Here is a 24,876-nt window from a genome sequence, read left to right as displayed (position 1 = left end):
AAGGCCTACTCCAGGCTCAGTCAAGGCAGAACTCGTTGCCTTCTGGATCTGCCATCACGATCCAGCCGGTGCTCAGCCGCGCCGGGTCCGGTTCGAACCGCTGGATCCGGCTGGCACCCAGCGCGACCAGCCGATCCGCCTCAACCTCCAGGGCGGCCATCCGCTCGTCGCCGGCCAGGCCCGGCGCGGCCCGCACATCCAGATGCAGGCGGTTCTTGACCTGCTTGCTCTCCGGCACTTGCTGGAAGAACACCCGCGGACCCTTGCCGGTGGGATCGACGATTGCGCTCGAGCTGTTGCGCTGTTCCGGCGGAACACCCGCCTGCTCGAGGAACACGTCCCAGGCGGCGAGCGGGTCGGCTCCCGCCGCCAGCTCGACGCCGGGCGGCGGCGGGAACGCGTACCCCAGCGCCTGCTGCCAGAAGCTGGAGAGCGCGCGTGGATCGAGTGCGTCGATGGTCACCTGCACCTCACGAATCGTCATGCCCATCATCATGAGCAGCACCACCGACAGCCTGCTCAGCCCGTCCCGTCAGCTGGGAGGAGCTGATCAAGGCACGCTGATGGCATACTCAGTGGATGAGTAAGCGGCTGCAGGTAGTGATGGACGATGCTGAATACGCCGATCTGGAGTCCGCTGCCAGGCGGGACGGCGAAACTGTGTCGCATTGGGTTCGCCGGGCGCTCCGAGAGGCACGCCGCCAACAACCGAAGGCCAGCAGCGCCCGCAAACTTGCGGTCCTGCGGTCAGTGTTGGTACACGACTTCCCCACCGGGGACATCGATCAGCTGCTGGCCGAAACTGAACGCGGATACCAGGCGTGACAGTCTTTCTCGACGCCAACATCGTGGTGTACCTCATCGGCGGAGCGCATCCCAACCGGCAACGCAGCCAGATCGTTCTTGACGAACTCGTGCTTGCCGATACGCCCCTGGCCACCGATGCCGAGGTGTTTCAGGAGATTCTGCACCGTTACGGCGCCATCGATCGACCGGACGCGGTCCAGCCCGCGTTTGCCACCCTTGAAGGCTTGGTCGATGAGGTGTTCCCGATCGGAATGACGGAGGTCCGTGCTGCCAAGAACATGATGGTGGAAGGCCGGCGGGTGGGAGCCCGCGCTGCCCTGCACGTGGCTTCCATGCGAACCAACGACGTTCACAGGATCTTCACCTTCGACCGCGGCTTCGACCGATTTCTCGACCTGGATCGCATCGCCTGAGATGCCGGAGTTGGCGGCTGCCGAGCGATGAGGCTCACCCGGTCATGACCGTCAAGGACCGTCAAGTAAGGAATGCGCCGACCACGGAGGCCGCCGCTCTCGCCACTTCCTCGACGCCCAGCGCGGCGCCACCCTCGACGTCGTCGGGGCTTCGACGAGCCGGCGCGACAGCGCGGCGTCGTACCGAGCGGGTGAATCCCGAACAGCCTGCCGCGGCGCCTGGCCGATGCCGAGCAGTGCCGGTTGGGGGGTGGTCATGGGTTGTGCCGCCCCGCCGCAGCTATCCTGCGGCCGTGCCCCGTCGAGCAGAGCCGAGCCAGGGCGCCGTCCCTCATCAGAACCTGGAGCAGCACCCGGATCAGACCCGCGACCACACGACGGATCAGCCCAAGGATCAGCGCAAGGATCAGCCAGTGGTCCGAGCGTCGGAGCCGCTGCAGCGCGACCTGCTGGCCGAGCGCGCCGATGTGGCGGCGCCGCGGCTACTCGGTGCGCTGATAACCGCCGGATCGGGGGAGCGGCGGATTGCGATCCGGCTCACCGAGGTGGAGGCCTATCTCGGGCCGGACGACCCCGCCTCGCACGCGTTTCGGCGCACGCCGCGCAGTGCCGTGATGTACGGACCGCCCGGGCATCTGTATGTGTACTTCTCCTACGGCATGCACTGGTGCGCCAACCTCGTCACCGGCCCGGACGAGTCTGCCTCTGCGGTGCTGCTGCGCGCCGGTGCGGTGGTGGCCGGCGCTGAGCTGGCGGCACAGCGTCGTCCGGTCGGCACCAAGCCGTGGGCGCTGGCCCGCGGCCCGGCCAACCTGGCCGCCGTGCTCGGGGTGACCGGCGCCGACAGCGGAGCCGACCTGTTCGCCCCGGCCAGCCCGGTGCGGCTGCTCTCCGGCGAGCCTGCTGCGGAGATCGCGGTCGGTCCGCGGGTGGGCATCAGCAAGGCCGCCGACCTGCCGCTGCGGTTCTGGATTCCGGACGAGCCGAGCGTGACGCCGTACCGAAGGTCGCCCCGGGCGCCGGCCGCCGGGCCGCAACACCCGCGGGCGTGACGTCGCAGGCACCCAACTCCTGCGCAACATCCAAGACCGAGCGCGCCCAACAAACCCGAGCAGCGTGCGATGGGAGAATCGTCGTCATGAGCACGGAGTTGACCGACACCGCCACCGCAGCCGCTCCCGCTGACGCGCCCACTGGCGAACCGACCGCGACCGCGACCTCGGCCGAGCCCGCCGGTGCGCAGCCGGCCGGAGCTCCAGAAAGCAACGCTCCAGAAGGCAACGCTCCAAAAGGCAACGCTCCCAACGGATCCGGGGTGCTGGACGAGCTGCGCTGGCGCGGACTGATCGCACTGAGCACCGACGAGCAGGCCCTTGCCGAACACCTCGCCGCCGGCCCGGTCACCGTGTACGCCGGATTCGACCCGACCGCGCCGAGCCTGCACTTCGGGCACCTGGTGCAGTTGATCCTGCTGCGCAAGCTGCAGCGCGCCGGCCATCACGTGATCTGCCTCGTCGGCGGCTCGACGGGGTTGATCGGCGATCCGAAACCCGACGCCGAGCGGACCTTGAAGACCAAGGAGCAGACCGCGGAGTGGGTGACGGGCATCCAGCAGCAGGTGCGCCCGTTCCTCGACTTCGCGGGTGAGAACCCGGCACGGATGGTCAACAACCTCGACTGGACGGCCCCGCTGTCCGCCATCGACTTCCTGCGGGACATCGGCAAGTACTTCAGGGTCAACACCATGCTCCGCAAGGAAGCGGTGGCGGCGCGGATGTCCAGCGACAGCGGGATCAACTACACCGAGTTCAGCTACCAGTTGCTGCAGGCGCTGGACTTTCTGCATCTGTACCGCGAGTACGGCTGCACGCTGCAGACCGGCGGGCAGGATCAGTGGGGCAACCTCACCGCCGGAGCCGACCTCATTCACCGCGCCGAGGGCGTCAGCGTGCACTTGCTGGCCACGCCGCTGATCACCGATGCGGCCGGCCGGAAGATCGGCAAGACCGAGGGCAACGCCATCTGGCTGTCCGCGGAGCTGACCAGTCCCTACGCCTTCCATCAGTACTGGCTGACCGTTGACGACAGCCAGGTCGGGCAGTTGCTGCGGGTGTTCACCGATCGCACGCCGGACGAGATCGCCGAGCTGGAGCAGGCGACCCTGGACCAGCCGCAGGCCCGCAGGGCACAACACGTGCTGGCCGATGACGTCACCACGCTGGTGCACGGCGCCGATGCTGTCGACGCCGCCAACAAGGCAGCAGCGGCCCTGTTCGGTCGCGCCGAGTTCGCCGACCTCGACGAAGCAACGCTGCGAGCGGCGCTCACCGAGGTCGGGCTGACGACGGCGGCGCCGGACGCCTCCGTTGCGCACCTGCTGCAGGGTGCCGGCCTGGTCAAGTCGCTGTCCGAGGCGCGACGCACCGTTGCCGAGGGTGGCGCCTACCTGAACAACCACCGCCTTGCCGATGCCGACGCCGTCCCCGATGCGAGGGAGCTGCTGCACGGTCGCTATGCGGTGCTGCGCCGCGGGAAGCGCGCGGTGGCCGGCGTTGAGATCGAACATGACGCCTGATCCGCGGGCGGCCAGCGCCTGGTGACGGGCGGTTTCGCTGGCGGCTCGCTGGCGGGCCGTTGTTGGACGGGTCTCGTTGGACGAACGGCTGTTCCCGGCGGAAAGCCGGTTGTTAGCCGGCTTGGCCGTCGATCATCAGGCTGACCAGCGGGATCGATGGAGAAACCGCATTCCGGGTGCGTCGCAGACGCAAGAATCTCCCGAGGTGTGAGCGGGGTCACAGCGAGATCCGGGAATGACTCGCGCCGACACCCCGTTATACCCAGCAGTCTGACCAGCACAAACGACGAGGGCATGGCCGATGACCTGCGGATTTGCGTAGCGCTTCATCTGCCCGTAACTTAGTCGATGCCCGCGGGGAGACCGGCAGGGAGAGCCAGGAGGCCAGCTGCGACAGCAGCAGAGCAACCGGCACCCAAACCGCCCGCGAGCAAACCCCCTGAGCAGGTACCACGCTCAACAGCCGCGTCCAGTGGCAGGAGAGCGGGGTTCCTGGGTGTCCAACGAAGGCGCCACCGGAGATCCTCCGGTCACAGGGCCCCGGGACGGGCGGTTTGACACCGCGCCCCGCACCGGGTAACGTTGATCGGGTTGCCCCCAAAACGGCCGAGAGGCCAAGTATGGGTGCGCGTCCGCTCCTTGAGAACTCAACAGCGTACCGAAAGTCAGTGCCAATTATTTACCCCCGGCCTGGCAGACGGCTCGGCGACACGCCGTAGTCCGGACAGCCAGGCGGGATTCCTTTGGTACACAAAAACGAGCAGTCCAGCTCGCAAGTGGACCAGTGATCAGGTGCAGCAGCACCGATCTTCATTGTGTTGATCGGCTCGGGAGACCGGGCACGGTTATATGACATTCAATGGAGAGTTTGATCCTGGCTCAGGACGAACGCTGGCGGCGTGCTTAACACATGCAAGTCGAACGGAAAGGCCCCTTCGGGGGTACTCGAGTGGCGAACGGGTGAGTAACACGTGGGCAACCTGCCCCTAGCTCTGGGATAAGCCCGGGAAACCGGGTCTAATACCGGATATCACCTTCGAAGGCATCTTTGAAGGTCGAAAGTTTTTCGGCTAGGGATGGGCCCGCGGCCTATCAGCTTGTTGGTGGGGTAATGGCCTACCAAGGCAACGACGGGTAGCCGGCCTGAGAGGGCGACCGGCCACACTGGGACTGAGACACGGCCCAGACTCCTACGGGAGGCAGCAGTGGGGAATATTGCACAATGGGCGAAAGCCTGATGCAGCGACGCCGCGTGAGGGATGACGGCCTTCGGGTTGTAAACCTCTTTCAGCTCTGACGAAGCGCAAGTGACGGTAGGAGCAGAAGAAGCACCGGCCAACTACGTGCCAGCAGCCGCGGTAATACGTAGGGTGCAAGCGTTGTCCGGAATTATTGGGCGTAAAGAGCTCGTAGGCGGTCTGTCGCGTCGAATGTGAAAACCCGAGGCTTAACCTCGGGCCTGCATTCGATACGGGCAGACTAGAGTTCGGTAGGGGAGTCTGGAATTCCTGGTGTAGCGGTGAAATGCGCAGATATCAGGAGGAACACCGGTGGCGAAGGCGGGACTCTGGGCCGATACTGACGCTGAGGAGCGAAAGCGTGGGGAGCGAACAGGATTAGATACCCTGGTAGTCCACGCCGTAAACGTTGGGCGCTAGGTGTGGGGACCCTTCCACGGTCTCCGTGCCGCAGCTAACGCATTAAGCGCCCCGCCTGGGGAGTACGGCCGCAAGGCTAAAACTCAAAGGAATTGACGGGGGCCCGCACAAGCGGCGGAGCATGCTGATTAATTCGATGCAACGCGAAGAACCTTACCAAGGCTTGACATGTACAGGAAAGTTCCAGAGATGGTTCCCCCGCAAGGTCTGTACACAGGTGGTGCATGGTTGTCGTCAGCTCGTGTCGTGAGATGTTGGGTTAAGTCCCGCAACGAGCGCAACCCTCGTCTTATGTTGCCAGCACGTAATGGTGGGGACTCATAAGAGACTGCCGGGGTCAACTCGGAGGAAGGTGGGGATGACGTCAAATCATCATGCCCCTTATGTCTTGGGCTTCAAGCATGCTACAATGGCCGGTACAAAGGGCTGCAATACCGTAAGGTGGAGCGAATCCCAAAAAGCCGGTCTCAGTTCGGATTGGGGTCTGCAACCCGACCCCATGAAGTCGGAGTCGCTAGTAATCGCAGATCAGCAACGCTGCGGTGAATACGTTCCCGGGCCTTGTACACACCGCCCGTCAAGTCACGAAAGTCGGTAACACCCGAAGCCGGTGGCCCAACCCTTGTGGAGGGAGCCGTCGAAGGTGGGATTGGCGATTGGGACTAAGTCGTAACAAGGTAGCCGTACCGGAAGGTGCGGCTGGATCACCTCCTTTCTAAGGAGCACTTGGCCGACCGGTAGCACTTGGTGCACCGAGCGGTCCATACCCGTTTCGCGAGCGATCGTCTCGCGGCGGGAGCTCATGGGTGGAACACTGACTAGTTCGGTTCTTGTCACAAGCTTCGTGTTCAGTACAGCCGGTTCGCCGTCTGGAACGGACGAGGTGCGTGCAAGAGCCGTAGGTACGCTGTTGGGTCCTGAGGGAGCGAGACGCTTCTTCATCGGGCCGAAACCCCACCGAACGGCCGGCGAGACGCCGGTGCCGCGGTGGCGAGTGGTTTCGGATACGCCCGTACCTTGAGAACTGCACAGTGGACGCGAGCATCTTTGTGGTCAAGTTATTAAGAGCACATGGTGGATGCCTAGGCACCAAGAGCCGAAGAAGGTCGTAGGAGGCTGCGAAAAGCCTCGGGGAGCTGCCAACCGAGCTGAGATCCGAGGATTACCGAATGGGGAAACCCGGCAGGAGTCATGTCCTGTCACCCACACCTGAACACATAGGGTGTGCGGAGGGAACGTGGGGAAGTGAAACATCTCAGTACCCACAGGAAGAGAAAGCAAACGCGATTCCGTTAGTAGTGGCGAGCGAAAGCGGAAGAGGCTAAACCGAGCGCGCGTGATAGCCGGCAGGCGTTGCGCGTTCGGGGTCGTGGGATCAATCTGACTGTTCTGCCGAACAGTCAGGGAGTAAGAAAGACTCGTGTTAGTCGAAGGACATTGGAAAAATCCGGCACAGAGGGTGACACCCCCGTAGACGAAAACACGAATCCTCCCGATTGATATCCCAAGTAGCAGCGAGCCCGTGAAATTCGCTGTGAATCCGGCGGGACCACCCGCTAAGCCTAAATACTACTTGGTGACCGATAGCGGACAAGTACCGTGAGGGAAAGGTGAAAAGTACCCCGGGAGGGGAGTGAAATAGTACCTGAAACCATGTGCTTACAAGCCGTCGGAGCGATCCTTGTGATTGTGACGGCGTGCCTTTTGAAGAATGAGCCTGCGAGTTAGTGGTATGTGGCAAGGTTAACCCGTGTGGGGAAGCCGTAGCGAAAGCGAGTCCGAATAGGGCGATTCAGTCGCATGCTCTAGACCCGAAGCGAAGTGATCTACCCATGGCCAGGATGAAGCGACGGTAAGACGTCGTGGAGGTCCGAACCCACTTCAGTTGAAAATGGAGGGGATGAGCTGTGGGTAGGGGTGAAAGGCCAATCAAACTTCGTGATAGCTGGTTCTCCCCGAAATGCATTTAGGTGCAGCGTCGCGTGTTTCTTACCGGAGGTAGAGCACTGGATGGTCTAGGGGGCCCACAAGCTTACCGAAATCAACCAAACTCCGAATGCCAGTAAGTGAGAGCGCGGCAGTGAGACTGTGGGGGCTAAGCTTCATAGTCGAAAGGGAAACAGCCCAGATCACCGGTTAAGGCCCCTAAGCGTGTGCTAAGTGGAAAAGGATGTGGAGTCGCACAGACAGCCAGGAGGTTGGCTTAGAAGCAGCCACCCTTTAAAGAGTGCGTAATAGCTCACTGGTCAAGTGGTTCCGCGCCGACAATGTAGCGGGGCTCAAGCACACCGCCGAAACCGTGACATTCGTGCATGTGATCGGCCGCTTATGCGGTCCAGTCGCACGGATGGGTAGGGGAGCGTCGTGTGGCGAGCGAAGCGGCGGGGTAACCCAGCCGTGGACGCCACACGAGTGAGAATGCAGGCATGAGTAGCGAATGAGGAGTGAGAACCTCCTCCACCGAATGACCAAGGGTTCCTGGGCCAGGTTAATCCGCCCAGGGTGAGTCGGGACCTAAGGCGAGGCCGACAGGCGTAGTCGATGGACAACGGGTTGATATTCCCGTACCCGCGAAAGAGCGCCCATGACGAGCCCGGTAATGCTAAGCGCCCGAACCAGCATTCTCCTTCGGGAGAAGCGCTGGGGAGCGCGCGACCCGAGCCGGTAGTAGTCAAGCGATGGGGTGACGCAGGAAGGTAGCTCCGCCAGTCAGTGGTAATACTGGTGTAAGGGTGTAGGTAGTTGGAGTAGGCAAATCCGCTCCAATGTTGATCTGAGACCTGACGCATAGCCGATTGAGGCGAAGCAGAGTGATCCTATGCTGTCGAGAAAAGCCTCTAGCGAGCTCCTAGCGGCCCGTACCCTAAACCGACACAGGTGGTCAGGTAGAGAATACCAAGGTGATCGAGCGAACTATGGTTAAGGAACTCGGCAAAATACCCCCGTAACTTCGGGAGAAGGGGGGCCGAGGTGTGTGAAGCCCCTCGCGGGCTAGCACGTTTCGGCCGCAGAGACCAGCGAGAAGCGACTGTTTACTAAAAACACAGGTCCATGCTAAGTCGCAAGACGACGTATATGGACTGACGCCTGCCCGGTGCTGGAAGGTTAAGAGGACCGGTTAGTTCCTTCGGGAGCGAAGCTGAGAATTTAAGCCCCAGTAAACGGCGGTGGTAACTATAACCATCCTAAGGTAGCGAAATTCCTTGTCGGGTAAGTTCCGACCTGCACGAATGGCGTAACGACTTCTCGACTGTCTCAACCATAGGCTCGGCGAAATTGCACTACGAGTAAAGATGCTCGTTACGCGCGGCAGGACGGAAAGACCCCGGGACCTTTACTATAGCTTGGTATTGGTGTTCGGTTCGACTTGTGTAGGATAGGTGGGAGACTTTGAAGCATTCACGCCAGTGAGTGTGGAGTCAACGTTGAAATACCACTCTGGTCGTACTGGATATCTAACCTAGGTCCGTAATCCGGATCAGGGACAGTGCCTGGTGGGTAGTTTAACTGGGGCGGTTGCCTCCTAAAGAGTAACGGAGGCGCTCAAAGGTTCCCTCAGCCTGGTTGGCAATCAGGTTTCGAGTGTAAGTGCAAAAGGGAGCTTGACTGCGAGATCGACGGATCGAGCAGGGACGAAAGTCGGAACTAGTGATCCGGCACCACCTTGTGGAAGGGGTGTCGCTCAACGGATAAAAGGTACCCCGGGGATAACAGGCTGATCTTGCCCAAGAGTCCATATCGACGGCATGGTTTGGCACCTCGATGTCGGCTCGTCGCATCCTGGGGCCGGAGTAGGTCCCAAGGGTTGGGCTGTTCGCCCATTAAAGCGGCACGCGAGCTGGGTTTAGAACGTCGTGAGACAGTTCGGTCCCTATCCGCCGCGCGCGCAGGAGTCTTGAGAAAGGCTGTCCCTAGTACGAGAGGACCGGGACGGACGAACCTCTGGTGTGCCAGTTGTTCCACCAGGAGCACGGCTGGTTAGCTACGTTCGGAAGGGATAACCGCTGAAAGCATCTAAGCGGGAAGCTCGTTTCAAGATGAGGACTCCCATCCTTAATGGAGTAAGGCCCCCGGCAAGACCACCGGGTTGATAGGCCGGAAGTGGAAGCACGGCAACGTGTGCAGCTGACCGGTACTAATAGGCCGAGGACTTACCACAAAAATGCTACGCGTCCACTGTGCAGTTCTGGAGTTACGGGCTGCGATCGCCCGCCAACTTAGGCGGAGCTGATCGTCCGACAATTCCATAGAGTTTCGGCGGTCATAGCGAAGGGGAAACGCCCGGTCCCATTCCGAACCCGGAAGCTAAGCCCTTCAGCGCCGATGGTACTGCACTGGACACGGTGTGGGAGAGTAGGTCGCCGCCGGACAATCATTCCCAAAAGGGGGAGAACTCGACTCGAGTTCTCCCCCTTTTGGCGTTTCCGGACAGTTGTACAGTCTTGGGTGACGTAGCTGAACAGCGGATGCCGCGGCCACCTGCGAAGGTGGCATGCAGTGCAGCGCCAAGCGCACCCGCCGTGGCCGGCGGGCCGGACGAAGGAGTGGTCGTGGCAGACGACAGCAGAGATGGCCAGCCAGCGCGTGGACGCCAGCCTTCTCGCGATGCGGCGGCTGGCGACCCGTCCGGGGGCGGCGAACGGCTCCCGCGGCCCGAGCGACGCGGCCGACAAGACGGCGACGCATCCGACAGGGCCGGCCGGGATGGCGGCGTATCCGACAGGACCAGGCGTGACGGCGACGCAACCGACAGGGCCAGGCGGGAAGGCGATGGTTTCCGCCGCTCCGACGCCGGGCGCGGCCGTGCCGGGAGGTCCGGCGCCGGCTACGGGCGTCCCGAGAGCGACCGGGCACGCCGGGACGGCGACCGCACCGATCGCCGTGACCCGAGGAACGGTGGTGCGGCCGGTGGACGGGGTACCAGCGGCCGTCGCCCCAGTTGGGGCGATTCCGACCAGCGTCGCGGACGGTCGGCCGGCGGCGGTGGCTACCAGCCCCGGGGCTCGGGAGATCGCTCCGCATTCAGCGATCGGCGCGGCTCCAGCGATGCTCGCGGCGCCGGCGATCGTCGCGGCGCGGGCGAACGGCGTGGCCCGGGTGATCGGCGGGGTGCCGGCCCGGGAGATCGACGCGAGGCCGGCGGCAATGTCGGCAGGAGCGACCGCCGCCCCGAGGGCGGTGACAGGCCGGGCCGCTCCGAGGCACGCGACCGGCCGTTCGGGCAGGGCCGTCCTGCTACCCAGGGCCGCTCCGCAGGGTTCGGTGGCGGTGGCCGTCCGCGCACCGACGGGCCCGATCGCCGCGACGGTGGCCGGGACGGGCGACGGTTCGACCGCCCGAGCGGCGGCAGGTTCGACCGCAGGGCCGGCGGCGCCGATGACCGCTCGGATCGGCGCAGCGGCTGGGCCAGCGACCGGCGGGCCGGATGGGGTCCGGAGCGACGCGGTGAGCATCGCGGGCCCGAGCGCGGCTCCCGAATTCGGGAAGAAGACATCGACGCGACCTGGCCGGAGCTGCCCGAATGGGCCGAGCCGAGCGAGCTTCCCGACGACGTCCGCCGTGATCTGCGCGGCCTGAGCAAGGACGGCGCCGAGTTTGTCGCCGGACATCTGGTGGCGGCGAGCGCGCTGGCCGAAGAAGAACCGGAGCTGGCCTGGCGCCATGCCAGGGCGGCCCGCTCCAAGGGCGGCCGCATCGCGGTGGTCAGGGAGACCGTCGGGCTGGTCGCCTACCGGGCCGGGCAATGGCAGGAGGCCATCTCCGAGCTGCGGGCAGCCCGGCGGATGGGCGGCGGACCCGGTCACCTTGCCGTGATGGCCGACAGCGAGCGCGCGCTCGGGCAACCAGATCGGGCGCTCGAGCTCGGCCGTTCCGCCGAGGCCGAACAGCTCGACGACGACGGACGCATCGAGCTCACCGTCGTCCTCGCCGGCGCCAGGGCCGATCTCGGTCAGATCGACGCGGCGCTGGTCGCCTTGGAACAGGCCGGCGTGACCCAGCCGGACGCCGACCCGCGGCTGCTGTACGCCTACGGCGACCTGCTGCAGGCCGCCGGGCGTCGGGATGAGGCGCTGACCTGGTTCGTCCGCGCCTACGACGCCGACGCCGAGGAGGACACCGACGCCGCGGACCGGATCGCCGAGCTGGCCGCGCCGACCGCCGCCGCGGACGACACGGCCGCACACGACAGCGCCGCAGACGACGCGGCCGCAGCGGATGCTGATCAGCAGCACCTCCGCCAGGCCGAGCACGGCACCGCCGGCACCGATAGCGGCCGCGCCGCCAGCGCCGGCGCCGACAGCGCCACCACCGCCGGCGCCGACAGCACCCCTACGGACAGTTCCGGCGGCAGCGAGGATTCTCGGTGACGGCACCGCTGTCCCGACAGTTCGACGTCGCGCTGCTCGACCTGGACGGCACCGTCTACCTCGGGCACACCGTGATCCCCGGCGTGCCCACCGCGTTGGAGGCGGCCAAGGCCGACGGCATGCGGGCGGTGTTCGTCACCAACAACGCCTCCCGGCCCCCGCAGGTGGTCGCCGAGGCGCTCACCGACATGGGTGTACCGGCCGCCGCCGATGAGGTGTTCACCTCGCCGCAGGCGGCGGCCGACCTGCTCGCCGCCAGCCATCCAGCGGGCGCCAAAGTGCTGGTCGTCGGAGCGGACTATCTGGCCGAAGCCGTTGCCGCCGTTGGACTCTCGCCGGTCGCCCTGTTCACCGACCAACCCGTCGCCGTGGTGCAGGGGCACTCGCCAGAGACCGGCTGGCCGCAGCTGGCGGAAGCCTGCCTTGCACTGCGGGCCGGCGCCGACTGGGTGGCGTGCAACACCGACGTCACGCTGCCCACCGATCGCGGGCTGCTGCCGGGCAACGGCGCGATGGTCGCTGCCCTGCAGGCCGCCACCGGGCTGCGCCCGTGGGTCGCCGGGAAGCCGGGCCGGGCGTTGCTCGACGCGGCGGTGCAGCGCACCAGTGCCGAACGTCCGCTGGTGGTGGGCGACCGACTGGACACCGACATCGAGGCCGGCGTCACCGCAGGGCTGCCGACGTTGATGGTGCTCACCGGTGTGAATACCGCAGCGGACGTGCTGGCCGCGCCGCCCTCCCGCCGGCCGCAGTGGCTCGCCAAAAACCTGGCAGGGCTCACCGACCCGCAGCAGGTGGTCAGGCTGGACACCCCGGCAATCGACGGGGCGACCGGCTGGACCGTGACCGGCAGCGGCGACCAGCTGGAGCTGCACGGTTCGTCCGCGCCGGCCACCGGCGACCAGCGGTCCGGCAAGCAAGCCGGCGATCAGGCCGACCAGCGGCCCGGCAAGCGGGAAGGCGAGCAAGCCGGCGATCAGGCCGGGCAACAGGCGGGCGAGCAGACCAGTGAGCAGCTGGCCGCCTTCGCCGCGTTGGCCGCAGCGGTGTGGAGCCGCGCGGAAGGCGAGCCCGTCCCCGCCATCCGTCCCGGCGACGAGGCGGCGCGCAGAGCGCTGGCCGGGCTCGGGTTTCCGGCTTCCGGCTGACGTACCGTTGAGCCACGGCTCCGCGGCGGCCGCCGGCAATCGCTTGGCGTCCCGCTCGGGCCGTCTGCTCGATCCCGTTGGATTCCTCGCGCTGGAGTTCAATGGGAAGCCAGCGCGACCAGCAGTCAGCGGTCAGCAGTCTCAGCGGCGGAGGACAAACCATGCAGCCAGGCCGTGATGTCGGTGCATCCAGCCATGCCAGTGCACCGAGCGAATCCGGCGAGCCCAACGACTCGCGCGAACCCGGCCGGTCCAGCGATCGGGCCGCGCATCAGGCCAGGGCAACCCCAGGCTCGGCCGGCACGCCGGGCGCCGGCGGGGATCCGCTGCAGGCCGCTGCCGCCGACCTTGACGAGCTTGACCAGCTCGCCCCGGCCGAGCAGATCGGCGTCTTCGAGCGGGTGCACCGGGCGCTGTCCGCGGCACTGGCCGGCACAGCCGACGCCGGTGACCAGCGACGCTGACCGAATCCGCAGCCGGCGACATGCAGCATGACGGGCGTCGGATGACCGGGGCGCGGTTGGACGTCGAGCTGGTCGGCCGCGGGCTGGCGCGGTCGAGGGCACACGCCGCCGAGCTCATCAAGGCCGACCGGGTACTGATCGACGGCCGACCCGCGCGCAAGCCCGCCACCCCGACGCCGCCGGGAGCAGATCTCGTCGTCCGGCCGGACCCGAGCGCCGGCACCGACGGGGACGACTGGGCGTCCCGTGCGGCCCACAAGCTGCTCGGCGCGCTGCAGGCATTCCCTGACGTCGAGATCAGCGGCCGTCGCTGCCTGGACGCCGGTGCCTGCACCGGCGGGTTCACCGATGTGCTGCTGCGCCGCGGCGCGGAGACCGTTGTCGCCGTCGACGTCGGGCACGACCAACTGCTGCCCCGGCTGGCCGCCGACCCGCGGGTGCGCAACTACGAGGGCCTGAACGTGCGCGACCTCACCCCGGGCGCCATCGGCGGCCCTGCCCAGCTCACCGTTGCCGACCTGTCGTTCATCTCGCTGCGGCTGGTGCTGCCAGCGCTCAGCGCCTGCACGACGGCCGACGGCACCATGCTGCTGATGGTCAAACCCCAGTTCGAGGTCGGTAGGCAGCGGCTCGGCGCCGGCGGAGTGGTGCGCGACCGCCGGCTGCGCGCCGGCGCCGTCGTCGACGTGGTGAAGGCGGCCGCCGAGAGCGGGTGGACGCTGCGCGCGGTCGCGCCGTCGCCGTTGCCAGGACCCAGCGGCAACGTCGAATACTTTGTCCGCCTGCAACGCCGACCGGCCCGGACCGACGCCGCCGAGCCGGATCCGGCGAGCGGCATCGACACCGACCTGGCGAGCTGGACGAAGCTGATCGACGCCGCGGTCGAGGCCGGGCCCCGGTAGCGTCGCGGGCGGAAGGCATGACCGCGCCAGCCCGCCGGAACCATCCGCGTCCCGCGTGGGCGGCGAGCCCGAAACGTCAGGAGAACGGTGAACGTCAACCATCCGGAATCGCCCGACCGGGCCCAGCGCAGCGCTGACCCGGCCGCGCCGCCTCGGCACGGCGACCAGGGAGAACACGGGTCGAGGCGCGTGCTGCTGGTCGCCCACACCGGGCGGCCGGACATCGGCCAGATCGCCGCCGACACTCGCAAGCGGCTGGCCGCCGGCGGCGTCGAGCTGGTCGGCCTGCCCGACGAGGCCCAGGAAATCGGCCTGCCACCGACCGACGGTGCGCCGGTGGAGCTGGTGCTTGCGCTGGGCGGTGACGGCACCCTGCTGCGCGCCGCGGAACAGGCGCGTCCCACCGCGGCGCCGGTGCTCGGCGTCAACCTGGGGCGGGTCGGCTTCCTCGCCGAGGCCGATGCCGACCACATGGACAGCGTGCTCGACGCCATCGTCGACCGGGACTACCGCATCGAGCAGCGGATGACGGTCGACGTCGAGGTGGAGGTCGCCGGCACCGTGCTGTACCGCTGCTGGGCGCTGAACGAAATGACCGTGGAGAAGGCCATCCGCGAGCGGGTACTCGACGTGGTTGTCGAGGTGGACGGCCGCGGGCTGTCCGCCTACGGCGCCGACGGCGTGCTGGTGTCCACCCCGACCGGTTCGACGGCCTATGCATTCAGCGCCGGCGGCCCGATCATCTGGCCGGACGTGCAGGCCCTGCTGGTGGTGCCGCTGAATGCGCACGCGCTGTTCGCGCGGTCCGCGGTGGTCGGTCCGGATTCGGTGGTGACGGTGCACCTCGACCCTGACGGTCACGACGGGGTGCTGGCCTGCGACGGCCGCCGGACCTACGGGCTGCCACCGGGATCGCGGGTGCACGCCAGGCGCGGCGCCGAGGCGGTGGATCTGGTGCGGATCGGCGATGGGCCGTTCACCGATCGGCTGGTGCGCAAGTTCTCGTTGCCGGTGCACGGCTGGCGCGACCAGCGCCACTAGCGCCGTCGCCGCGCCCGCTACGGTTGGTTGGTGCTCAGCGAACTGCGGATCTCCGGGTTGGGTGTGATCGCCGACGCCGGCCTGAACCCGCATCCCGGATTCACCGTCGTCACCGGCGAGACCGGCGCCGGCAAGACCATGGTGGTGACCGCTCTCGGCCTGGTCGCCGGTGGCCGCGCCGACGCTGCAAGGGTTCGGGTCGGCGCCGACCGCGCCGTGGTGGAAGCCCGCTGGGAAGCAACCTCACCCGCTGCCGAACGCGCCATCACCGAGGCCGTCGAGTCGGTCGGCGGCGACGTGGACGACGACGGGTCGGCCATCTGCGTGCGCACGGTCTCCGCCGAGGGCCGCTCCCGCGCGCACCTCGGCGGTCGCTCGGTGCCGCTGGGCGCGCTGGCCTCGATCAGCCAGCAGTTGCTGGCGATTCATGGCCAGCAGGAAGCGATCTCACTACTCAGCCCGTCGGTGCAGCGCCGGGTGCTCGATCGCTACGCCGGCCTTGACACCAGTACCGCCGCGGAAACCTCCCGCGGCGCAACGGGATCGGCCGGGTCCGGACGCGGCGGCCCGCTCGCCGGCTACCGGACCGCCCGCGCCGGGTGGCTGGCCGCGCGCGCCGAGCTGGCCGACCGGGTCGGCAGGGCACGAGAGTTGGCGCAGCGAGAACAGTTGCTGCGCATGGGGTTGACCGAGATCGACGCGCTGGCACCGCAACCCGGTGAGGACGCCGAGCTGATCGCCACCGTCAAGCGGCTGGAGAACGTCGACGGGATGCGCACCGCAGCGGCCGGCGCGGCCGCAGCGCTCTCCGGCGTCGGCGGATCCGGCGATCCGGACGCACCGACGGCAGCCGGGCTGGCCGACACCGCGGCCAGGCAGTTGGCCGGCAGCGGCGACGACGAGCTCGCCGGGATGGTGCCGGCGGTGCAGCAGGCGGTGTCGGTGCTGACCGAGGTGGGCGCCGATCTGGCCGGCTACCTCGACACTTTGGACGCCGACCCGGCCGCGCTCGATAGGGCGCTCACCCGGCAGGCCGAGCTGCGCGCGCTCACCCGCAAGTACGGCGCCGACGTCGACGAGGTGCTGGCCTGGGCGGAGGCGGCCCGCACCGAGCTGGCGTCACTGGACACCTCGGACGCGGCCCTCGGCGAGCTGCGGCAGCGGGTCGACACGCTCGCCGCCGAGGTCGCCGCCGCAGCAGCGAAACTCACCGCGCGGCGCCGGAAGGCCGCCGCCGCACTGTCCAAGCAGGCGACCACCGAACTGAAGAAGCTCGCGATGAGCCGGTCCGCGCTGCGCGTCGCCGTCACCGGCAGGGCGGTGGAGCCCGGCGCCGACCCGGCCGCCACCGACACCCCGCTGGTGCAGATCGACGGCCAGTGGTGGCACGCCGGCCAGGACGGAGTCGACCACGTCGAAATCCTGCTGACGCCGCACCCCGGCTCGCCCGAGTTGCCGATCACCAAGGGCGCCTCCGGCGGCGAGCTGTCCCGCGTGATGCTGGCCCTCGAGGTGGTGCTGGCCGGCGCCGACACCGTCGGCACCCTGGTGTTCGACGAGGTGGACGCCGGGGTCGGCGGCCGCGCCGCCACCGAGATCGGCAGCCGGCTTGCCGCCCTGGCCAAGAGCCACCAGGTGATCGTGGTGACGCACCTGGCGCAGGTGGCCGCCTATGCCGACCGGCAGTACGTGGTGGACGGTGCCGCCGGCACCCGCAAGAACACCGGCGTGCACGCCGCCGGCGTGCGGGTGGTGGAGGGCGCCGACCGGGAACTCGAACTGGCCCGCATGCTCGGCGGCACCGACACCGACGCTGCCCTGGCGCACGCCAGAGATCTGTTGACCGCCGCCCGCGGCTGAGCACGGCTGCACCGGGAGCAGCCCGCTGACCTGGCCGCAGCGTCACTGTCAGTGACCGACCGTCGAATGACGTGTCGGCAAATTCCCACGCCCGGAGCGTCGCGCCTCCCGGTATCCGTGCGTGCGGCCTGCCAATATGCCACACATGAAACTTCTGTCCCGCCAGTCACATGCGGCACCTGGTATCACAGGCGTCGCTCGGGTGTCGCGTCGAAGCGACACGCTGCTCGGCCGGGTGGGCCGCGGTGACATCGTGGTGATCGACGAGCCCGACATCGATCGGGCCACCGCCGACGCGCTGGTCAAGGCGCAGGTCGCCGGCGTGGTCAACGCGGCACCGTCGATCTCCGGCCGCTACCCGAACCTCGGCCCGGAAATTCTGGTCGCTGCCGGCATCCCGCTGCTGGACCAGGTCGGCGAGAAGGTCTTCGTCCGGCTCAGGGACGGCGCAAAGGTGCGCCTCGACGAGGACACCCTGTACCACGGCGACGAAGAGGTTGCCTCCGGGGTGGCGCTCACCGCCGAGTCGGTGGCCGATCTGATGATCGAGGCCAAGTCCGGCATGTCGGCGCAGTTGGAAGCGTTCGCCGCCAACGCCATCGAGTACATGAAGCGGGAGCGCACGCTGCTGCTGGACGGTGTCGGCATCCCCGAACTGGCCACCGACATGCACGGCAAGCAGGTGCTGATCGTCACCGGCAGCGCCGACACCGACGCAGAACTCAAGCAGCTCAAGCGATTCATCTCCGACTACCGCCCGGTGCTGATCGGGGTCGACTCCGGCGCCGACGCGCTGATCGCCCGCGGCTACCAGCCCGACGTGATCGTCGGCAACCCGGAGCGGATCGAGGACGAGACGCTGCGCAGTCGCGCCGAGGTGGTGATCCCGGCGCACACCGACGGGCACGCGCCCGGCCTTGAACGCTTGCAGGACTTGGGGATTGGTGCCGTTACCTTCCCGGCCAGCGGCACCTCCGAAGACCTGGCGCTGCTGCTGGCCGATGCCCACGGCGCCTCGCTGATGGTGACGGTCGGCATGCACGCCTCGCTCACCGAACTGCTCGACCGTGGCCGCGGTTCCTCCGCCTCCACCTTCCTGGTGCGGATGCGGGTGTCCGAGAAAGTCGTTGAGGCCCCCGCGGTCGCAAAGCTGTACCGGCCCAAGGTGTCCTGGTGGGTCGTGCTGATCCTTGTGGTCGCCGCCCTGGTCGCGATCGCGGTCGCCATCTACTACTCCGATGTGTCGGGCACCTACGCCGATCTCGCCCGTCAGGGCTGGGACAACTTCGTCAACTGGGTCAAGGGGCTGTTCTAGATGATTTCCATGCGGTACCACATCATGTCGATCGCGGCGGTCTTCCTGGCGCTGGCGCTCGGCATCTTTCTTGGCGCGACCAAGGTGCAATCGCCGATCCTGGTGGGCAACCAGGACGAGAACGCCCAGTTGACCGCACAGCGAGATGCGTTGCAGCAGCAGAACACCGACCTGTCCGCGCAGGTCGCGTCCGACCAGCGGCTGGCCGGTTCGGTCAGCCAGCTGGCTGTGCGCGGCACCCTGCCCAAGGCCACCGTTGTGCTGATCAGTACCCAGGACGCCGACCCGGGCGATCGCGACGCCATCGTCGGGCTGCTCGGCAAGGCAGGCGCCAAGGTCACCTCGCAGCTGCAGCTGACCCAGAACTTCACCGACCCGGGCCGCAGCTCGGAGCTGGAATCGCTTGTCGCCAAGTCGGTTCCGGCCGGTAAGGGTGTGCTCCCCGACGTCGCCTCGGCCGGCACCATGACGGGCGCGCTGCTCGGCTCCGTGCTGGTCACCGACCCGGCGGGCAAGACCGCGGCGTCGGCCACCGACGCCACCACCGCGTTGTCGGCGCTGTCCGGCGCCGGTTACCTCACCGCGTCCGGCACCCAGACGCCTGGCCGGCTGGTGCTGGTGCTGACCGGCGGCAAGCAGTCCGGCGGTTCGGAAGCCGACCGGGCCGCGGCGGTCGCCGATCTTGCCACCCAGCTGAAGAAGTCGGCCGGCGGTGTGGTGGTGGTCGGTCGCGACGGCTCGGCCACCCCGCAGGGCGTTGTCGGCGCAGTGCGCGGCGACGGCATCCGCAGCCAGGCCGTCAGCACCGTCGACGACGCCAACACCACCGCAGGGCAGCTGGCCGCGGTGCTCGCCCTGGTCGAGCAGAACGGTGGCGGGGTCGGTCAGTACGGCAGCGGCACCGGCGCGCAGGGCCCGGTCCCTGCGCTGGCCGTCGGCTGAGCGGCGCCATCACCCTGACAACCCAGCACCACACGGCGACCGGCCCCCGGAAGAATCTCCGGGGGCCGGTTGCCGTCTGTTGCGCAGGTAACGAGCTGACGGGATTTCAACCCGCGGCCCGAGACCGGATCAGCTTGTGCTGAAGGTGATGTCGTCGTACGAGTGCTCCATGTTGCCGACATCCTGCGGGTTCTGGCCGGTGAGCACCCTGATCCCGGTGAAGGTGCCGACCTGCGCCAGCCGGTTGCTGCTGGTGCCCATCTTCACGCCGTTCATGGTGACGGTGCTGCCGGAACCGTTGCTGACCAGATCGATGTCGATCCAGCCGCGGTTGGGTACGAACGGTCCGGCCTCGCCGACCACCTGCCAGTCGCTGCCGTTCCACTGCTTGAGCACATGCCGGTTCGGGTTGTACGCGGGGGCGAACAGCAGCCGGTCGGCGACCACTTCCTTGCCGTCGGCGCCGGTGCCGAGAATCTCCCAGATGGCGCCGGAGCCGTAACCGAAGCCTTCGTAGCCGAAGGTGATGCGTTGGGTTGCCGCGGGCGTCGGGTTGGGAATCCTGGCTTGGGCACGAACGTCGGTGTCGTTGTCCTGCAAGGCCAATCGGGTGCGCGAGTGGTTGTACTGCGGAATGGTGCCCTCGTCGGCCACCAGCGCGTAGCGGGCGTCGGTGATGCCCCGCGGGGTGGAGCCGACCGGATCGTTCTCGAAGGTGTAGGTGTTCGCGCTGTACAGCTCGAACTCGGTCACCGCGGTCAGCGGGGTGGCACCGTCTCCGGTGATCCTGACGAACTTCGCCGACACCGGTGTGACGTCCTGATACCGCATCGCGAAGTCGGTGCGCTGCCCCGTTGTCACCGGGCGACCCCAGGTCTTGCCGTCCATCGAGAACTGCACCTTGGCCGCGCCGGGTTCACCCTTGCCCATCATCAACCCGAACCGGTTGACGATGGTGGGCCGGTCCAGCTCGATGGTGAGACCGCGGGCGGCGGCGGCCCGGCTGGCGAACCTGGCAGCGGCGCGGTACTCACCGGAGCCGTCAACGGCGCCCTGCAGCCGCTGCTCGGGGAACCGGGCGTCGGCGGGCAGCACGCTGCCGCTGAGGGTGACGGTGCCGGCTTGCACCTTGGTGGCCAGGTCGAGCCTGCCGATGCCAGGAGCCTTGGCGTCGACCACCCTGGTCCAACCCTCGTTGTCGTGGCTGTACTCGCGGCAGAACCAGATGTTGTGGCAGTTGTCGCCGAACGCCAGTGCCGAGGAGTTGTCCCTGGCGGTGACGTCCATGTTCCCCGACGAACCCATGAAGCGCCGCAACATGTTTTCGCCCGGATAGCGGGAGTAGAGATTGACGCCGGCGTCCCAGGTGCGGCCGGTGCCGTCGCGCGAGACCACCACGTTGTTGTCGGGACGGCCGTAGGTCATCAGCAGCTGGCCGTTGGGCAGCAGCATGGGTTTGGGCATGATGCCGCCGGGCGGCATCCCGGCCGGCGGTACGTACGGCTTCAGCGCTTCCCAGGTCTTGCCGTTGTCGGACGAGAACGTCTGCAGCATCGGCTCAGGCAGCCGGTTCGGCCCGGCGGCGTCCGGGCGGAGCACCGCGACCAGCCGTCCGTCGGCGGTACGGGTGAAGCCCATTTCGTTGGTGCTGTAAGACGATCCGGCGTTCAGCGCCGCGCGCTGGGTCCAGCTCTTGCCGCCGTCGGTGGAGGCGAAGATGAAGCTGTACCCCTTCTGGACACCGTCGATCTTGCCGTTGCCGTACCCGCCGAGCAGCAGGGTGCCGTCATCCAGTTCCACCATGTCGCGGTGGATCCGGTACCAGTTGATGTCCCATTGGTTCTCGATGATCGGCGCGCGCCAGTTGGTCCAGGTGGTGGCGTTGTCGGTGGAGCGGTAGACGTCGAACTTGTCGAGGCCGTCGGCGTCGCGGGTCGGCACGAAGTCGACCGACAGCACCGAGCCGTCCCTGAGCTTGGTGCCGGCCATCATGGTGAAGGCGGCCGGGAGCGCCTTGTACGGCTCGAACAGCAGCCCGTTGTCCTGCGACACCACCCGCCCGCTGTTCAGCTTGGCGCCGGGGGAGTCCTCGTTCCTCGTCCAGTTGGCGAGCACCTTCTTGGTGCTACGCCCGTCGGGCAACACCTGGTCGATCGCGAAGGCCTGGGGATTGGCTCCCAGCTCGCCGGGGCCGGGCGACCACGGATGCCACATGGCACCACCGGACAACACCGGCTGATTTGCCGGCAAGCCGTTCTCGATGGGTGCCGGGCCCGGGTCGGGTGGGTCGTAAGGCCCGGCGATGGTGTTGCCGGAGGCGCTCGCCGCCTGCAGCACTCCGGGCGAGTTGCCGGCGCCGGACAGTCCGACGGTTACCACGGAGCCGGCGAGCGCTCCGACGGCGAGCAGCGCGATGGCGCTCGATGGCCGGGATCTCGGGCGCGAGTTGGATCTCGGGCGTGAGTTGAACGTCATTGTTCCCTCTCATGGGGTCGACTCTTGGGCTGACATCAGCTCCCCGGACGCGGTGGCCTGGCTGATCCCCGAGGAAGGCAACCGCGACCGGAACGAGCCGATCGAGTGGTGTGTGAAACACCGTGTCATATTTGGCCGGCGTGCGCACCAGCGAGCTCACGCCGGCCCCGGCGGGGTGGCTCGGCGGGTGTCGCGTCGGCAGAAGGGCGCGCGCGGACGGATCTGGGTTACTATGAAGTCCCGTGGGCAACACGGCGAATCTTCTTGAGCGGCGATCGCGAACCGGCAACGGTAGCGACGCCGCTCTTGTCGTTTCGTCAGGGTGTTTCTGCCTGCATCTGTGCGTAGACCAGTACTGACCCTCGGACAACGGGAGCCGTTTTGCCGCCGCTAGCAGCCCAGACGTACCTCACCAAGCACATCTTCGTCACCGGCGGCGTTGCCTCCTCGCTGGGCAAGGGGTTGACGGCGTCCAGCCTCGGCCGGCTGCTCACCTCCCGCGGGTTGCGGGTCACCATGCAGAAGCTCGACCCGTACATCAATGTCGACCCCGGCACCATGAACCCGTTCCAGCACGGCGAGGTGTTCGTCACCGAGGACGGCGCCGAGACCGACCTTGACATCGGCCACTACGAGCGTTTCCTTGACCGCAATTTGTCCGAGCGGGCCAACGTCACCACCGGCAAGGTGTACTCACGGGTGATCGCCAGGGAGCGGCGCGGTGAGTACCTCGGCGACACCGTGCAGGTGATCCCGCACATCACCAACGAGATCAAAGAACGCATCATCGGCATGGCGGAGCCGGGCGAAGACGGGATCGTCCCTGACGTGGTGATCACCGAGATCGGTGGCACCGTCGGCGATATCGAGTCGCTGCCGTTCTTGGAAGCCGCCCGGCAGGTGCGCCACGACGTCGGCCGCGACAACGTCTTCTTCCTGCACGTCTCACTGGTGCCGTACCTGGCGCCGTCCGGCGAGCTGAAGACCAAGCCGACCCAACACAGCGTCGCGGCGCTGCGCAACATCGGCATCCAGCCGGACGCCCTGGTCTGCCGCAGCGACCGGGAGATCCCGGAGGGTCTCAAACGCAAGATCTCGTCGATGTGCGACGTCGACGCCGAGGCCGTGGTGGCCGCGCCGGACGCGCCGAGTATCTACGACATCCCGAAGGTCCTGCACAGCGAAGGATTGGACGCCTATGTGGTACGGCGCCTCAACCTGAGCTTCCACGACGTGGACTGGACCCAGTGGGGTGGCCTGCTCGACCGGGTGCACCGGCCGACCGAGACGGTGCGAATCGCGTTGGTGGGTAAGTACATCGACCTGCCCGACGCCTATCTTTCGGTGACCGAGGCGCTGCGGGCCGGCGGCTTCGGGCATCGCGCCAAGGTGGAGATCGTCTGGGTGCCGTCCGATCAGTGCGAAACCCCGGCGGGTGCCGAGAAGGCGCTGCGCGGGGTGCAGGGCGTGCTGATTCCCGGTGGTTTCGGGGTGCGCGGCATCGAGGGCAAGATCGGTGCCATCAACTACGCCAGGGTGAACAAGATCCCGTTGCTCGGGCTGTGCCTCGGCCTGCAGTGCCTGGTGATCGAGAGTGCCCGCCACCTCGCCGGGATCGCAGCTGCCGACTCCGCCGAGTTCAACCCGGAGACACCCGATCCGGTGATCGCCACCATGGCCGACCAGACCGACGTGGTGGCCGGCGACAAGGACATGGGCGGCACCATGCGCCTTGGCTCGTACCCCGCGGTGCTGGCCGATGGATCGTTGGTCTCCGAGATCTACGGCAGCACAACGGTTTCCGAGCGGCACCGGCATCGCTACGAGGTGAACAACGGCTACCGGGACCGGCTGGAGCAGGCCGGCCTGCGGTTGTCCGGCACCTCGCCGGACGGTTCCCTTGTCGAGTTCGTCGAGTTGGACCGCGAGTTGCACCCGTTCTTCGTCGCCACCCAGGCCCACCCGGAGTTCAAGTCCCGGCCGACCCGGCCGCACCCGCTGTTCGCCGCGTTCGTCCGGGCCGCGCTGGACTATCTGGAGGGGGAGCGGCTGCCGGTGGAGACCGACGCCGACAGCGACCGTGACAGTGGCGCCGCCGGCTCGGGTTCCGGGGCCGCTTCCGGTTCGGGCTCAGGCGACGAGCCGGCCGCCAAGACCGGTGGCACCCGCGATGCTGCCGCCCCGGCCGCTTCGGCCGCCGCGGCGCCGGCCCCGGCCGGCACCGCGGGCTGATCCCGTGGCAACTTACGACATCCGTTCCAGCGAAACGGTTTTCGACGGCCGCATCATGACGGTGCGGGTGGATCAGGTGGAGATGCCGGACGGCTCTGTCGCCGCGCGTGAGGTCGCCGCGAAGACCACGGCGGTGGCGGTTGTGGCGCTGGACGAGCAGAACCGGGTCGCGCTGATCGAGCAGTATCGGCACCCGCTCGGGCATCGCCTCTGGGAACTGCCGGCCGGGTTGATGGACATCGATGGCGAACCGGCGTTGGCCTCGGCGCAGCGGGAGCTGGCCGAAGAGACCGGCCTCGCCGCCACCGACTGGGCGGTGCTGGTGGACCTGGCGGTGTCGCCCGGGTTCACCACCGAGTCGATCAGGGTGTTTCTGGCCCGCGGGCTGACCATCGGCGCGCGGGCCGGCGAGGCGGATGCCGAAGAACTGGACCTGCGGCTGGCCTGGGTTGATCTGGACGAAGCGGTGCTGGCCGTCTTCGACGGGCACATCGTCAACGCCAGCTGCGTCGCCGGACTGCTTGCCGCGCAACGCTTCCTGACCGACCCGCTGCCGCTGCGCCCGGCCGACTCCCCATGGTGCGACGGCCCGGCGCTGGAGTCGTCACCGCGCCCGGAACTGACCAGCGACGAGCGTTGGTAGCTCGCTTCCGGCTGGCTGCCGTATCAGCCGACA

Annotated in this window: 16 protein-coding genes and 3 rRNA genes; 17 read left to right on the top strand and 2 right to left on the bottom strand. The window is 67.5% G+C overall.

Features of this window, described 5'->3' with window-relative positions:
• Positions 1 to 16: 16 nt before the first annotated feature.
• A complete protein-coding gene (locus HKD39_RS10790) occupies positions 17 to 484 on the bottom strand; it encodes a VOC family protein (RefSeq protein WP_171199868.1) in 468 nt (155 codons plus the stop codon).
• Positions 485 to 579: 95 nt separating this feature from the next.
• Here HKD39_RS10790 and HKD39_RS10785 point away from each other — a divergent pair, with 95 nt between their 5' ends.
• From HKD39_RS10785 to HKD39_RS10715, 15 genes are all read left to right on the top strand, one after another.
• Positions 580 to 825: an antitoxin gene (locus HKD39_RS10785; protein ID WP_171199867.1), complete on the top strand. Its 246-nt coding sequence runs from the start codon at positions 580 to 582 to the stop codon at positions 823 to 825.
• The gene (locus HKD39_RS10780) at positions 822 to 1,220 is read left to right on the top strand and encodes a type II toxin-antitoxin system VapC family toxin (RefSeq protein WP_212754424.1); all 399 of its coding nucleotides are present in this window, start codon (positions 822 to 824) and stop codon (positions 1,218 to 1,220) included. Before HKD39_RS10785 ends, HKD39_RS10780 begins: the two co-directional genes overlap by 4 nt.
• A gap of 293 nt (positions 1,221 to 1,513) precedes the next feature.
• Complete coding sequence (locus HKD39_RS10775; RefSeq protein ID WP_343074675.1) at positions 1,514 to 2,272, top strand: DNA-3-methyladenine glycosylase; 759 nt, start codon at positions 1,514 to 1,516, stop codon at positions 2,270 to 2,272.
• A gap of 86 nt (positions 2,273 to 2,358) precedes the next feature.
• Positions 2,359 to 3,795, top strand: coding sequence for a tyrosine--tRNA ligase (tyrS, locus tag HKD39_RS10770; protein WP_171199864.1), 1,437 nt, complete (start codon positions 2,359 to 2,361; stop codon positions 3,793 to 3,795).
• A gap of 856 nt (positions 3,796 to 4,651) precedes the next feature.
• A 16S ribosomal RNA gene (locus tag HKD39_RS10765) occupies positions 4,652 to 6,168 on the top strand.
• 336 nt (positions 6,169 to 6,504) lie between these two features.
• A 23S ribosomal RNA gene (locus HKD39_RS10760) occupies positions 6,505 to 9,611 on the top strand.
• A gap of 95 nt (positions 9,612 to 9,706) precedes the next feature.
• A 5S ribosomal RNA gene (gene rrf, locus HKD39_RS10755) occupies positions 9,707 to 9,823 on the top strand.
• The 16S, 23S and 5S rRNA genes sit together here, the layout of an rRNA operon.
• Before the next feature lie 1,242 nt (positions 9,824 to 11,065).
• A complete protein-coding gene (locus HKD39_RS10750; protein ID WP_212754423.1) occupies positions 11,066 to 11,821 on the top strand; it encodes a tetratricopeptide repeat protein in 756 nt (251 codons plus the stop codon).
• Positions 11,818 to 12,969, top strand: a complete 1,152-nt coding sequence (locus HKD39_RS10745) for an HAD-IIA family hydrolase (RefSeq protein ID WP_171199863.1) — start codon at positions 11,818 to 11,820, stop codon at positions 12,967 to 12,969. Before HKD39_RS10750 ends, HKD39_RS10745 begins: the two co-directional genes overlap by 4 nt.
• Before the next feature lie 161 nt (positions 12,970 to 13,130).
• Positions 13,131 to 13,433: a hypothetical protein gene (locus HKD39_RS10740; protein ID WP_171199747.1), complete on the top strand. Its 303-nt coding sequence runs from the start codon at positions 13,131 to 13,133 to the stop codon at positions 13,431 to 13,433.
• A gap of 41 nt (positions 13,434 to 13,474) precedes the next feature.
• Positions 13,475 to 14,335, top strand: coding sequence for a TlyA family RNA methyltransferase (locus tag HKD39_RS10735; RefSeq protein ID WP_171199862.1), 861 nt, complete (start codon positions 13,475 to 13,477; stop codon positions 14,333 to 14,335).
• Between the two features lie 189 nt (positions 14,336 to 14,524).
• Positions 14,525 to 15,376 carry an NAD kinase gene (locus tag HKD39_RS10730; protein WP_171199983.1) on the top strand — a complete coding sequence of 284 codons (852 nt, stop codon included), beginning with the start codon at positions 14,525 to 14,527 and terminating at the stop codon, positions 15,374 to 15,376.
• 30 nt (positions 15,377 to 15,406) lie between these two features.
• Entirely contained in the window at positions 15,407 to 17,236 is a 1,830-nt protein-coding gene (gene recN, locus HKD39_RS10725) for a DNA repair protein RecN (RefSeq protein ID WP_171199861.1), read from the top strand.
• Positions 17,237 to 17,381: 145 nt separating this feature from the next.
• A complete protein-coding gene (steA, locus tag HKD39_RS10720) occupies positions 17,382 to 18,551 on the top strand; it encodes a putative cytokinetic ring protein SteA (protein ID WP_171199860.1) in 1,170 nt (389 codons plus the stop codon).
• Positions 18,552 to 19,493 (top strand): copper transporter, encoded by a 942-nt coding sequence (locus tag HKD39_RS10715; RefSeq protein WP_171199859.1) that lies wholly within the window; start codon positions 18,552 to 18,554, stop codon positions 19,491 to 19,493. It abuts the gene before it with no gap.
• A 129-nt stretch (positions 19,494 to 19,622) separates the two neighbouring features.
• On the opposite strand, the gene HKD39_RS10710 is transcribed toward HKD39_RS10715, so the two are convergent.
• Positions 19,623 to 21,968, bottom strand: a complete 2,346-nt coding sequence (locus HKD39_RS10710) for an exo-alpha-sialidase (RefSeq protein WP_171199858.1) — start codon at positions 21,966 to 21,968, stop codon at positions 19,623 to 19,625.
• Between the two features lie 381 nt (positions 21,969 to 22,349).
• On the opposite strand from HKD39_RS10710, the gene pyrG reads away from it, so the two are divergent.
• Positions 22,350 to 24,200 carry a CTP synthase gene (pyrG, locus tag HKD39_RS10705; protein WP_171199857.1) on the top strand — a complete coding sequence of 617 codons (1,851 nt, stop codon included), beginning with the start codon at positions 22,350 to 22,352 and terminating at the stop codon, positions 24,198 to 24,200.
• 55 nt (positions 24,201 to 24,255) lie between these two features.
• Complete coding sequence (locus HKD39_RS10700) at positions 24,256 to 24,843, top strand: NUDIX domain-containing protein (protein WP_425488445.1); 588 nt, start codon at positions 24,256 to 24,258, stop codon at positions 24,841 to 24,843.
• Positions 24,844 to 24,876: the final 33 nt, after the last annotated feature.

The sequence above is a fragment of the Nakamurella aerolata genome (assembly GCF_013002705.1).
Classification (GTDB): domain Bacteria; phylum Actinomycetota; class Actinomycetes; order Mycobacteriales; family Nakamurellaceae; genus Nakamurella; species Nakamurella aerolata.
This window is presented reverse-complemented; position numbering and strand designations above follow the sequence as displayed.

Excerpts from the sequence above, each read along its gene's own strand:
- HKD39_RS10790 (WP_171199868.1), bottom strand. The coding sequence starts at position 484 with ATGACGATTCGTGAGGTGCAGGTGACCATCGACGCACTCGATCCACGC.
- HKD39_RS10785 (WP_171199867.1), top strand. The coding sequence starts at position 580 with ATGAGTAAGCGGCTGCAGGTAGTGATGGACGATGCTGAATACGCCGAT.
- tyrS (WP_171199864.1), top strand. The coding sequence starts at position 2,359 with ATGAGCACGGAGTTGACCGACACCGCCACCGCAGCCGCTCCCGCTGAC.
- HKD39_RS10740 (WP_171199747.1), top strand. The coding sequence starts at position 13,131 with ATGCAGCCAGGCCGTGATGTCGGTGCATCCAGCCATGCCAGTGCACCG.
- HKD39_RS10735 (WP_171199862.1), top strand. The coding sequence starts at position 13,475 with ATGACCGGGGCGCGGTTGGACGTCGAGCTGGTCGGCCGCGGGCTGGCG.
- steA (WP_171199860.1), top strand. The coding sequence starts at position 17,382 with ATGAAACTTCTGTCCCGCCAGTCACATGCGGCACCTGGTATCACAGGC.
- HKD39_RS10715 (WP_171199859.1), top strand. The coding sequence starts at position 18,552 with ATGATTTCCATGCGGTACCACATCATGTCGATCGCGGCGGTCTTCCTG.
- HKD39_RS10710 (WP_171199858.1), bottom strand. The coding sequence starts at position 21,968 with ATGACGTTCAACTCACGCCCGAGATCCAACTCGCGCCCGAGATCCCGG.
- HKD39_RS10700 (WP_425488445.1), top strand. The coding sequence starts at position 24,256 with ATGACGGTGCGGGTGGATCAGGTGGAGATGCCGGACGGCTCTGTCGCC.